Source organism: Desulfitobacterium metallireducens DSM 15288 (genome assembly GCF_000231405.2).
Classification (GTDB): Bacteria; Bacillota; Desulfitobacteriia; order Desulfitobacteriales; family Desulfitobacteriaceae; genus Desulfitobacterium_A; species Desulfitobacterium_A metallireducens.
In genome coordinates this window covers 2466247-2477968 of the sequence record NZ_CP007032.1, presented here as the reverse complement: position 1 = coordinate 2477968, position 11722 = coordinate 2466247, and the positions used below count along the sequence as shown (strand labels likewise).

14 protein-coding genes are annotated in these 11722 nt (G+C 42.9%); 13 read left to right on the top strand and 1 reads right to left on the bottom strand.

Features of this window, described 5'->3' with window-relative positions; translation table 11 throughout:
* The first annotated feature begins 3 nt into the window (after positions 1-3).
* From DESME_RS12070 to DESME_RS12015, 12 genes are all read left to right on the top strand, one after another.
* On the top strand, positions 4-474 hold the full coding sequence (locus DESME_RS12070) for a flagellar hook capping FlgD N-terminal domain-containing protein (protein ID WP_006716694.1): 471 nt from the start codon (positions 4-6) through the stop codon (positions 472-474).
* 19 nt (positions 475-493) lie between these two features.
* Positions 494-1435 carry a flagellar hook-basal body complex protein gene (locus DESME_RS12065; RefSeq protein WP_006716693.1) on the top strand — a complete coding sequence of 314 codons (942 nt, stop codon included), beginning with the start codon at positions 494-496 and terminating at the stop codon, positions 1433-1435.
* 31 nt (positions 1436-1466) lie between these two features.
* Positions 1467-2402 (top strand): flagellar hook-basal body protein, encoded by a 936-nt coding sequence (locus tag DESME_RS12060; protein WP_006716692.1) that lies wholly within the window; start codon positions 1467-1469, stop codon positions 2400-2402.
* Positions 2403-2406: 4 nt separating this feature from the next.
* Positions 2407-2811, top strand: a complete 405-nt coding sequence (flgB, locus tag DESME_RS12055) for a flagellar basal body rod protein FlgB (protein ID WP_006716691.1) — start codon at positions 2407-2409, stop codon at positions 2809-2811.
* 37 nt (positions 2812-2848) lie between these two features.
* Positions 2849-3607 carry a flagellar hook-basal body protein gene (locus DESME_RS12050; RefSeq protein ID WP_006716690.1) on the top strand — a complete coding sequence of 253 codons (759 nt, stop codon included), beginning with the start codon at positions 2849-2851 and terminating at the stop codon, positions 3605-3607.
* 52 nt (positions 3608-3659) lie between these two features.
* Positions 3660-4121, top strand: a complete 462-nt coding sequence (locus DESME_RS12045; protein ID WP_006716689.1) for a chemotaxis protein CheW — start codon at positions 3660-3662, stop codon at positions 4119-4121.
* 19 nt (positions 4122-4140) lie between these two features.
* Positions 4141-4833, top strand: coding sequence for a lytic transglycosylase domain-containing protein (locus DESME_RS12040; protein ID WP_006716688.1), 693 nt, complete (start codon positions 4141-4143; stop codon positions 4831-4833).
* A gap of 302 nt (positions 4834-5135) precedes the next feature.
* On the top strand, positions 5136-6566 hold the full coding sequence (locus DESME_RS12035; protein WP_242837404.1) for a tetratricopeptide repeat-containing diguanylate cyclase: 1431 nt from the start codon (positions 5136-5138) through the stop codon (positions 6564-6566).
* Positions 6567-6731: 165 nt separating this feature from the next.
* Positions 6732-7451 carry a DUF5714 domain-containing protein gene (locus DESME_RS12030; RefSeq protein ID WP_006716686.1) on the top strand — a complete coding sequence of 240 codons (720 nt, stop codon included), beginning with the start codon at positions 6732-6734 and terminating at the stop codon, positions 7449-7451.
* 59 nt (positions 7452-7510) lie between these two features.
* Complete coding sequence (locus DESME_RS12025) at positions 7511-7948, top strand: hypothetical protein (RefSeq protein WP_025248800.1); 438 nt, start codon at positions 7511-7513, stop codon at positions 7946-7948.
* A gap of 30 nt (positions 7949-7978) precedes the next feature.
* Positions 7979-9097 (top strand): DUF362 domain-containing protein, encoded by a 1119-nt coding sequence (locus DESME_RS12020; protein WP_006716684.1) that lies wholly within the window; start codon positions 7979-7981, stop codon positions 9095-9097.
* 89 nt (positions 9098-9186) lie between these two features.
* Positions 9187-9762, top strand: a complete 576-nt coding sequence (locus DESME_RS12015) for an adaptor protein MecA (RefSeq protein ID WP_006716683.1) — start codon at positions 9187-9189, stop codon at positions 9760-9762.
* A gap of 155 nt (positions 9763-9917) precedes the next feature.
* Here DESME_RS12015 and DESME_RS12010 read toward each other — a convergent pair whose 3' ends face one another.
* Positions 9918-10115, bottom strand: coding sequence for a hypothetical protein (locus tag DESME_RS12010; protein WP_006716682.1), 198 nt, complete (start codon positions 10113-10115; stop codon positions 9918-9920).
* Between the two features lie 150 nt (positions 10116-10265).
* On the opposite strand from DESME_RS12010, the gene selA reads away from it, so the two are divergent.
* Entirely contained in the window at positions 10266-11687 is a 1422-nt protein-coding gene (gene selA / locus DESME_RS12005; RefSeq protein WP_006716681.1) for an L-seryl-tRNA(Sec) selenium transferase, read from the top strand.
* Positions 11688-11722 lie beyond the last annotated feature (35 nt).

Here is an 11722-nt window from a genome sequence, read left to right as displayed (position 1 = left end):
TATATGAGTACCATAAATGCAACAAACTCAACCCCTTCATCAGGAACCCAGAATACAACCCAAGGTAGTCAAACTATTTCTAATGCAGTCAATCAGACGTTGGGAAAAGATGAATTTCTTAAACTTTTGACGACTGAACTTCGAAACCAAGATCCTTTACAACCTATGGATAATAAAGATTTTATTGCTCAGATGGCTCAGTTTAGTTCATTGGAGCAAATGAACAATGTTGCTCAGTCGATGGAAAATTTAAAAGCGAGTATGACAGGTTATTTTCAACAAGGTCTTCTTACTCAGGGAGCTGCATTGATTGGGAAACAAGTCAGCGGTATGGACACTGACGGAGTAACTGTTATCAGCGGGATTGTGGACTCTGTAAAATGGCTTGATGGCAATCCTCAACTGAATTTGTTACAAGCTGACGGTTCTTTTAAGACATTAGAGATGAATCAAATCACAGAAGTTAAAAAATAAAATTGGAGGGTAACCCATTATGATGCGTTCGCTTTATGCAGCCATTTCTGGGCTGAAAAATCATCAAACCAAAATGGATGTTATCGGCAACAATATCGCTAATGTGAATACAACTGGCTTTAAACGGAGTCGTGTCACTTTTTCCACGATGTTGAGCCAAAATCTAAAAGGCGCTTCAAGTCCAGATACAACGGCCCCTGTGACCTTTGGGGGAACTAACCCAATGCAGGTTGGACTAGGCTCCAATTTGGCTTCTATCGATCAGATTATGACTCAGGGGAGTACACAGTCTACGGGCAAGCCAACAGATATGTTAATTCAGGGTTCCGGTTTTTTTGTTTTAAAGAATCAAGGCAATACGGTTTATACGCGTAACGGTTCGTTCACGTTAGATAGTGCAGGAAACTTGGTAGATCCAGGTACAGGGGCCTTAGTACAAGGGTATTTATATAAGGCAACTCAAACAGACCCTGCGGATAAGGCAGCTTTTAATGCTGCGGGTAGTATGGGAAATGTTCAGTTTCTATTGGGAGGGCAGGAACCGTCTGATACGGATCCGTTAGCTACGGGCAAATTAGCAACTGCTGGGAACATGGCCCTAACTTCTTATAGTATTGACCAAAATGGAGTGGTAACAGGGGTTTATAATAATGGAACCACTTCAGAAACGAAAAAAATTGCGCAAATTGCCATTGCTCAATTTGCCAATGATTCGGGCTTGGAGAATATTGGCTCGAGCTTTTATAAAGATACCAATAATTCCGGTCAAGCCGATGTTTACTCTGCAGGACAAGCGGGACGAGGCTCTATCGTTCCTAGTGCCATTGAAATGTCCAATGTTGACCTTTCTCAAGAATTTACGGATATGATCGTAGCTCAACGGGGTTTCCAAGCGAACTCTCGTGTTATCACCGTTTCGGATACGCTTTTACAGGAACTCATCGATCTTAAACGAAATTAACTAATTTAATGGCCCAATTGGAGGCAAGTTTATGCGTTTACTGGGAACAGCTGCGGGCGGGATCCGAGCTCAACAAGTCGCTATGGATGTCGTCGGCGATAATATAGCTAATGTGAATACACCGGGCTTCAAAGCCAGTCAACCGAGTTTTGCGGAAACACTCTCGAGTGAACTGCGTCCCGAGGGTACGACTATGAATGGGGCACCAGTGGGCGATAAAGTAAATGTTGGGGCAGGGGTGCTCTATAATGCTATTGGTACGGATTTTAAACAGGGAACGGTTGTTCCTTCAGATAATCCTCTAAATCTTGCTATCGCTGGCGATGGCTTTTTCCCGGTTCAACTCCCCAATGGAGATACTGCCTTTACCCGGGTCGGGGATTTTAGTGCAGATGCTAATGGAATGTTAGTTAACTCTGAGGGACAGGTATTAGCATTAAGAATCCCATCTGAGGTACCGAATGGTAAAGTAGATCCCTCAGGGCAGGTTACGGGTGTGCTCAACGGTGAAAATGTTGTCTTAGGTCAAGTCCTAAACAAGGTTAATGCACCGTATTCAGTAGATCAAGAAGGACGCCTTATCGATGTACAGGGTAATCTGGCCCAAACAGGGATTATCCTGCCTGCTGGGGCATCCGATTTAAGTGTCAGCTCAAACGGAATTATCCGGGGGAAAGTGAATGATGTGATGCAAACTTTAGGTGTTGTTTCCATTGTGTCTTTTCCCAATCAGGGAGGATTGGAAAGACTGGGCGGAAATTTGTTTCGTCGTTCTGGGGCTGGAACTGAGGGGATGCCTATAGTTGGATTGGGTACAATTCGTAGCCAAGCTCTTGAACAGTCCAATGTCGATCTGGCAAACTCGATGACGGATTTGATTCAGGTTCAAAGGGCCTATCAGATGAATTCTCGAATGGTATCCTATGGAGATCAGATGTGGGGTGTAGCGAACTCCATAAGGAGGTAGTAATATGTCAGGTTGGTTAAGTAATCCGATCATGACGGTGTTGGAAAAAGGGTTAGATGCATCAAGCTTGAGGCAGAAAGTACTGTCCGACAATATAGCCAACGTGGATACACCTAACTTCAAACGCTCTGATGTCGATTTTCAGCAAATCCTTGGTGAAGCTTTGGGGGAACCTGGCCCCAATCTCCCTTTAAAAATCACTTCACCTCAGCATATTCAAGGCGTTTCGGGAAAAGGCCAATCGGGTGTAGTAAAAGATGAGACGACAACGTTCAGGAATGATGGAAATAACGTGGATATTGACCGAGAAATGGCCAATGTTGCGGAAAACAGTTTATACTATAATTCTGTGACTCAAACCGTGTCGAATCAATTGGGCTTATTACGAATGGCAATTGATGGAAAATAAATCGGGGGTCAGTTCTATATAGGGAAGGCGTGAGAGCATGATTCGAGGGTTGTATACGGCGACAGCGGGTATGTTAGCGACACAAACACAAAGTGAGATTATCGGAGATAACGTCGCAAACGTTAGAACCCCTGGTTACAAGCAAGAAGACGGTATCTTAAAGGCTTTCCCCGATATGCTCATCGAGCGAACAGCTCTTACCAACGGAATGTCGGAAAATACCTTGATTGGGAGTATGGGTACAGGGGTTGTTGTTGATAGCGTTGCCCGCATGAATGTTCAGGGTGCGCTCCAGACGACGGATTTGCCTACTGATTTGGCGTTCGCCTCTCCTGGTTTTTTCACAGTTCAGACTCCTGAAGGGGAACGATATACTCGAAATGGGCGTTTTCAGATCAATGCTGAAGGTACCTTGCAAAACGCGGATGGATTTCCTGTTCTTGGTGAAAAGGGTCCGATTGGTCCACTTAGCAGCGCATTTACCGTGAGCACAAATGGGACAGTATCTGATCAAGGACAAGTAATTGACCGTTTAAGAATGGTTCGAATTCCCGAAGAAACGTTGATACGGGAAGGGCAATCCTTGTATTCTTCATCTCAACCCGCACAAATTCAAAATGCGGAAATGGGTACTGTGCAAATTCGGCAGGGTGCTATTGAAGGATCCAATGTCGATATTTCCGGTCAGATGACGAAGATGATTACGGTGATGAATGCCTATCAAGCAAATCAGAAGGTCATTCAGACTACCGATTCGACGCTAGAAAAAGCCGTTAATGAAGTAGGTAAAGTTTAAGCTGAGTTAAGAACATTGAGATGTTATGAATTCAAAGATAGGAAGTGATTCGATGGGGAAGCAAGTGGTTGTTTTTTCACTAGGGCAAGAAGAATATGCTATGCCGATTGAAGTTGTTCGTGAAATTACGCGGCTCGATAATGTCCGTCCGATCCCCCAAGCTCCGGCTTATGTCATGGGTCTTATTAATATTCGAGGCTCAGCTATTCCTCTTATCGACCTGCATTCCCGATTTGGAATTGCAAAGGAAAAGGTTTTGGTTTCTGCTGAAGGAGAAGTGGGCGTAGACCATAAATTAGCCTTGATCACCGAAGTTGACGGAGACACTGTAGCATTTTCCGTGGATCAGGTTCGGGAAGTTAGCGTTCTTGATCAAATTGCTGCGCCACCCCAGTTAGTAACAGCACCCTTTATCGGGGGGATTGTGAATTTACCCGATCGGATCATTATGTGCCTTATTCCGGAAAGGATTCTTGAAAAAGAAGAACTTCAGGGACTCCATCAATTAGCATAGAAGGGAAGGGGGAGTTATGATGAATGTAGCTGATATGCTTCTTCTTTTCCAACTTCAAAACATGAATCAAGCTTGGCAAAATAGTTCCGGAACCCCCTCAACACCGGCTGCAGATTCGTCACAGGCGCTTCTCTTTGCTACGTTGCTAGAGTCAGCTCTTGCCGGACAGGATCAAAATGCAAATTCTAGTGCTATTCTGGGTGCTCTCAGTTCAGGGCTTGGTTCCGCTTCACGTTATCAAAGTTATCAAACCTTTAGCCTACAAAACAGTCCTGGGTTTAACACGATCCAACAAGCTTACGCTGTGGGTGGTTCGGGAAATTCAGATATTGAAAGCTTAATCGCGCAAGTGGGACAGAAATATGGCGTGGATTCGAACTTGATTCGTCAAGTTGTACTCGCAGAGTCTGGCTTTGATCCGGGTGCAGTTTCACAGGCTGGTGCGATGGGCCTGATGCAGTTGATGCCTGGAACAGCACAATCCTATGGGGTGACGAACCCGATGGATCCAGCACAAAACCTGGATGGAGGGACGCATTTTCTACGGGATTTGCTCGACCGTTTTAAAGGAAATGTTCCATTAGCCGTAGCCGCCTATAATGCGGGGCCGGGAGCCGTGGATAAATATCAAGGGATTCCGCCTTATCAGGAAACACAAAACTATGTACAAAAGATCATGAATGGTATCGGGAAATTCGACATAGAAGCTTAAGGGGCTGTTGCACAATGATATGTGCGCAGCCCTTGTTTTTACGCCCACTATGACGAAGTTACGATTCTAAAAGTCCTAAAAAGACTCGATAGCGTAGCTTATCGCATAGAAGTGAACCAGCCACGGAGCGCCTGAGTGAGCGGATATGCAGCTACACGACCACAAATTGTGAAATAGCCCCTTATATATCTTATAATTTTGTGCTGGACTTCCCTTAAAACGACAAAATTTACGTTACTTCGATTTAATGAATGTCCTATAATAAGACTATTGTTTTAATACATTGAAGAAATATATCGACATTGATTAAGGAAGAAAACGATATGGCAAATGAAGATATAATCCTACTTCAACAAAATGTTCCTACATTAAGAGCAGAAGGCAAATATAAAGAATGTATTGAGGAATCATATCAACTTCTTGAAAGGGCAATGCCCTTCAAGGATTATAAGTCAATGTTGATTGCATATTATAATCAGTCGGCTTCGTACTATAGCATCGGCGAAATTGAGTTAGCTTTCAGCAGTCTTGACACATATAACGAAATTTGTCAGCAGCATGGAGATGAAGCAGACTTACTCAATTCATATAATTTATGGTTCGTACTTTATGAATGCAGTAAAGATTATGAAGAAGCGAAGAAAATGCTTGAAGAAAGTATTAAATTAGCGAAAAGGTTAAAAAAGTATAATGTTGTTGCCAATGCGTACGCTAATTATAGCCATCTTGATATGATTGATGAAGATTATTGTAAAGCCTTAGAAATGGCACAAATAGGGCTTGCTATGGCCAAGCTACATCAGCCCGCTAAGCCTATACTCGAGCTTAGAATTAAACTTAATATGGTGAAAGCACTTATTGGTTTGAATGACTTTGGTCATTCAAAATCTCTGATTGATGAAATGATCGAGAATCCTTTATTAGATTCCTTTATCCGAGAAAAAGCGGAGTGCTATGACTTACTCGGTCATTTGTACAGCAATATGAAAATATATAGAGATGCGTTTGAAGCATTCACCCAAGCCAAAACACTTGTTGAAAGCTATAATGATGTTTATTTATTGAAAAGCATTCAAGAACAGCGATGCAAGTTATGTGATCAGCTGGCTGATTATAATTTGGGTTATTCAGTCCAAAAAGAATATATTGCTCTGCTTAAAGAAATTAGTCGCAGGGAGTTAGCATTGACGGCGCTCAGGATTCAACTAAAACATAATATCGCGTCTATAATTAAGAAAGCAAATACGGATTATTTAACCGGTTTATATAATCGCAATTATATCGAAACAACGACAACGTGTTGGTTAGAACAGGCGTCTGAAAACAAGGAAAGTCTATGTTGCATGGTATTTGATATCGATGGCTTCAAATCGATTAACGATAAATATGGTCACCTTTATGGTGATGAAATTCTTAAACACATCAGTAAGGCATGCTCGTCGATGATCCGTGAAACGGACATACTGGGTCGCTATGGCGGTGATGAGTTTGTAATTATTTTGAGAGGAGTCTCGCTGGAAAAGGGGAAAATAAGAGCGAAGCAAATTTTAGAGAAGGTAAGAAGTTTAGTGATTGTGCAAAATGGAAAACAGTGTCAAGTTACAATCAGTATTGGGGTTACCGATAATTTAAATCGCACTTGCTTAAATTTTAAAGAGATATTTATGATTGCAGACAGAAGATTATATAAGGCAAAGCGGAATGGTAAAAATAAAATTTGTGCGTGGGACTAGGGACATAGATCGTTATTCATTATTGAATAGCGGTTTTTCTTTTATGAGTAGGCAATACGTCTAGATCGTGATATACTAAGGAAGAAAAGTCGTTACCCCCATGGGGTATAAAATTAGGCAATAGATAATGAATACATTTTATCGGTTAGGGAGGACTTTTGTTCGATGCAGATTGAAGTGAAAAATAAGCATACTGAAGGATGTATGATTTGTGGGGAGGAGCTAAGCTATTCTGAAAATGTTAAAACGTATCACTGTTCCCTTTGCAAGAAAGAGTTTACAAGTACGATTTCCTGTAAGCACGGACATTATATCTGCGATGAATGCCACCGCGCGGATTCAAATCAAATCATTAAGATTATTCTCGAAACGAGTTTAAGTACGAACCCGATTGAACTAGCCCGTGAAATTATGGCTGCGCCTGTTTTCCAGATGCATGGCCCAGAGCATCATTTAATGGTCCCTATGGTGTTGTTGACTGCTCTTAAGAACATGGGGATGAATATTACCGATTCACAAATTAAAAATGCGTGGTTACGTGCCAAACAACTCCCGGGTGGAAGCTGTGGAAGTTGGGGAGCGTGTGGAGCGGCCATTGGGACAGGTATTGCGCTTAGTGTTATTCGTGGGCTGACTCCGCTTAGCCAGGAAATCTGGGGGCAAACGAATCGGGATACAGGTGAAGTTTTACAAAGTGTTGGGGCTTACGGAGGGCCGAGATGCTGCAAGCGGAGTACTTATTCGTCTATACTTGCGGCAATAAAAATTCTTGAACGGGATAGCAATGTTCACTTCTCAGAAGAGGCGCATAAACTCCCTGTCTGTAAGGATTTTTGGCGTAATAAGCAATGTCTCAAAACAGAGTGCCCTTATTATCCACGTTGACCCTTTGAGGAGAACATCCTATAATGTCTCTAAGAGATGAGGGTATCCTGGGGTGAAACATGCTTAATTATTATCGCTACTTGTGGAAGATAAGCTGGCCTGAAGTTATCATGACGAGCATCATTAGCGTGTTTCTACTCGTTCGTCTGATCGAAAAGGTTAGACACGATCTAAAACAATATAAAAAATGGGGACGTCTGTTCATTATTCTCAGAGTGGGATTTTGGTCAGTCATTTTAGGGGCCTATCTTTTAATGTTTAGTCTGGATAATCCAGACTGGTTTGAACATCCCAAGGAAATTCAAGGTGAGCTTCAAGGGAAATCGTTGAGCAATAGCCAAGATAATCCGTATAGTCTTCAAGTGCAAGAGGGAACACAGACTTTAAGTCTTTGGGTGGATTATCGGACTTATAAAACTGTTAATCTAGGGGACCAAGTTAAAATAAAGGTACTGCCGAATTGCTTGGAAGTGTACCAATGTGAAGTTTTGCCTTAAGTTAAAATGTTAAGGAGTGAGGCTATATATATGAGCGCTGAGGTTTATTTTACAAACTTCCAGATTAAGAATGGGCAAAGTCTGTTGACTAAGCTCGAGAAGCTTGTGAATCGTTCGAAGATTTTAGAGGGAATTGCACCAAAGGATCTCGTCGCTTTAAAATTGCATTTTGGGGAGCGAGGAAATTTAGCCTACATTCGGCCTCAGTATGTACGCCGGGTTGTGGATCAAGTCAAGATGAAGGGAGGTCGCCCTTTTCTGACGGATGCCAATACCCTTTATGTAGGCTCCCGTTCGAATGCAGTGGATCATTTGGAAACGGCTATCGAGAATGGTTTTGATTATTCCGTCGTTGGAGCACCTCTGATGATTGCCGATGGCTTAAATGGGAAAGACTATGTATCTGTGCCGGTAGGTCTGAAACATTTCCAAGAGGTGAAAATCGGCAGTGCGGCAGTGCACGCGGATGCTTTAATTGCTATAACTCACTTTAAAGGGCACGAAGCAACCGGTTTCGGAGGTACCCTGAAAAATTTAGGGATGGGACTGGGTAGCCGTGCTGGTAAACAACAACAGCACTCGGATATTTTGCCAACGGTTAAGGAAGATGTTTGTATTGCTTGTGGAAAATGCAAGCTATGGTGCCCTGCCCAGGCGATTACAATTGAAGGCAAAGCTCATATTAATCACGAGTTGTGTATCGGTTGTGGGGAATGTGCTGTAACCTGTCCTCACAAAGCCATCACTGTAAACTGGAAGACGGAGCCGGATGTGATTCAGGAGAAAATTGTTGAATATACAGCTGGGGTTCTGAAAGGAAAAGAAGGCAAAGTTGGATTTATTACCTTTGTTAATAATGTCTCGCCCCTTTGTGACTGCTGCGGTTGGAACGATATTCCGATCGTGCACGATATTGGGATCTTAGCCTCAACCGACCCTGTTGCCATTGATCAGGCAGCTGTAGATCTTGTAAATCAGGCCCATGGCAATCCTCATTCGCTCTTAGGGAAGCATCATGGTGAAGGGGATAAGTTCCGAACGCTTCATCCCGCGGTGGACTGGTCTGTTCAATTGGCTTATGGCGAAGAAATCGGGTTAGGAACTAGGGACTACAAACTTATATCTTTGGACCCCAAAGAAGAAAAATAAAAAAACATTTTTTTAACCCCAAAGACAAGTCGTAATATGATATCATAGGAATAAACTAATTATAGATTAGGGAAGGAGAGGTGGGGGTTATGCGTATACAGAAGGTTAATGAGAGTACAATCCGCATCTTCATCTCCTTTACAGAACTTGCTGATCGCGATATCTCAATGACCGATTTATTTCAACGCTCGGCGAAATCTGAGCAGTTATTTTGGGAGTTGATTACGCAGGCAAGGGAAGAAGTGGAGTTTAACCTTGACCAACCCTTTTGGATTCAGGCAAGCGCAGCTTCAAACGATGAATTTGTAATCACCGTCATGAGGCAAGAAGATACTCTTGAAACTCCAGTTAAGGAAAAAGAGAAGAAGCGTAGCCCGCGTTCAAAAGTTCTTGAATGGATTTATGTGTTTGATGATTTTGAGGATGTTTTAGCGGCTGTCAAACGGTTCCCCGATTTTCCTCGCGTGTGGTCGAGCCTTTATGTATATGAAGGGGAATACTATTTAGTTGTGAGCCATCTCGGGTCAGGCAAGAAAAAACAATATGCTGAAGCCCTCCTTGATGAATATGGCGAGATTGTCGATATCTCAAAGGTATTCTTGGAGGAACATGGTAAAGCTATCATGCCCGAACGCGCCGTTCAAATCATGAAAAAGACGTTTTAACTGAATAGGGATCAAAAAAAGGGGATGCCTTAGTAGCTGGAGAATTTTGTTTCAGCTTAGGCATCCTTGTTTTATTTGCGTTTTATATTTTAGACCAAGCGGTTTATTCGTTTTTCCAAAAGTTTCTTTTCCCACAGAACTTCGTTATAATAATTTTAACCGCAGACGAAAAGGGTAGGAATATCTTGTAGGCAAGCTGAGCAAACGATTTGCCCCTTAAACGTTTGGAGATGAAGTGTGTCTCCGCAAAAAATACACGGTTTGGGTTGTTTCTTAGCCAATTTAGGTTTAAAGGGAAGAACGACTCCGGATTTTCGCTTGCTTTGATTAGGGCTTGGGAAAAGTGAATACATGGGGTGATGCCTCCTGTCTAGCTTGGGTTGGGATATAGAATTGTTTTCTTTATAATAAGACAAACCCGATGTCGAAATCTTAAAAAGAGTGCGGGCGAGTTGTGGGAAAATAAGTCGAGTCAAGAAATAAATGTTGAGGAGTGTTTAGCAGTGGAGAAAATAAATTCCTTACTAAGAGCCTTACCCGCAGTGCATGAGGTTCAAGCGCGCTTGGAAGCGATGGAAGAATTCACTGCATTTTTGACGAATAAAGGAGATAAACACCGTTTAACACAAGTGATTCGGGAGAGTTTGCAAAAAATCCGGAATAAAATTCTAAGGGGACAGGATGAAAGCCTTAAGGAAAGTGAAATCTGGCCTTATCTTATAGATGATGTGCGAGATGCGCTTCGAAATAAGCCGACAAGTTTAAGGCGGGTCATTAATGCAACAGGAGTCATTCTCCATACCAATTGCGGCAGGGCTTTACTTGCTCCTGAGGTCGCTGAATTTGTCGCGGAGCAGGCGCAACGTTATAGTAATCTAGAACTTGATGTTGAGACCGGAGAGCGAGGTTCGCGCTATGTTCATGTAGAAAAACTGCTTTGCCAGCTTTCGGGAGCAGAAGCAGCAATGGTCGTGAACAATAATGCGGCTGCGGTTCTTTTGGTCGTGAATACTTTTGCTCAAAATCGGAAAGTGATTGTTTCCCGGGGTGAGCTTGTGGAGATTGGAGGCTCGTTTCGGATTCCCGAGGTGTTAAAAGTCGGTGGAGCAGAGCTTGTTGAGGTTGGCGCGACGAATCGCACGTGGATATGCGATTATGAAGAGGCGATTCAGCCAGAAACAGGCCTCCTATTTAAGGCTCATACCAGCAATTATCGTATCGAAGGATTTACCCATGCTGTTTCAAGCCAGGAGCTCGTTGAATTGGGGCTAAAATACAAGTTACCCGTGGTTGAGGATTTAGGAAGTGGAAGCTTCAGAGATGGTTTGTTTTTGGGGTTGCAACCGGAACCTACGATTGCCCAAGCCGTACAATCAGGACTCAGTCTGGTCACGTTTAGTGGCGATAAATTGCTCGGAGGACCACAAGCGGGTATCATTATCGGCAAGCGTGAGCTTATTGAAAAATTAAAAAAGAATCAATTAACTCGAGCTTTGCGCATCGATAAATTGACACTGGCTGCGTTAGAAGGGACCTTGCATCTTTACGAACGAGACGAAGAAGATAAAATACCGGTCTGGAGAATGCTCTCAAAACCTGAAACAGAGCTACGCGCTGAGGCAGAGCTTTTAAAAAATGGCATTGAAGAACTTGCCTATTTTCACGTGGAAGTGCAAGCTGATTTTTCCCAGGTTGGCGGAGGCGCTTGGCCTACTGAAGAATTATCGACGTGGGTTTGTGCTGTGCGACCACGACAAGGGAGTGTCCAGGAGTTCGAAGCCTATTTGCGCACGTTTGGAGTATCGATTTTAGCTCGAATCAAAAAGGACTGGGTCCTCTTTGATCCGAGAACGTTGCTAGAAGGAGATCGGGAGGAAATACTGAGTATTCTCAGCCAGTGGACCGGAGTGTATATGGAAACTTGAAAGAAGAGGAGAAACGATATATAATTATTAAGTTA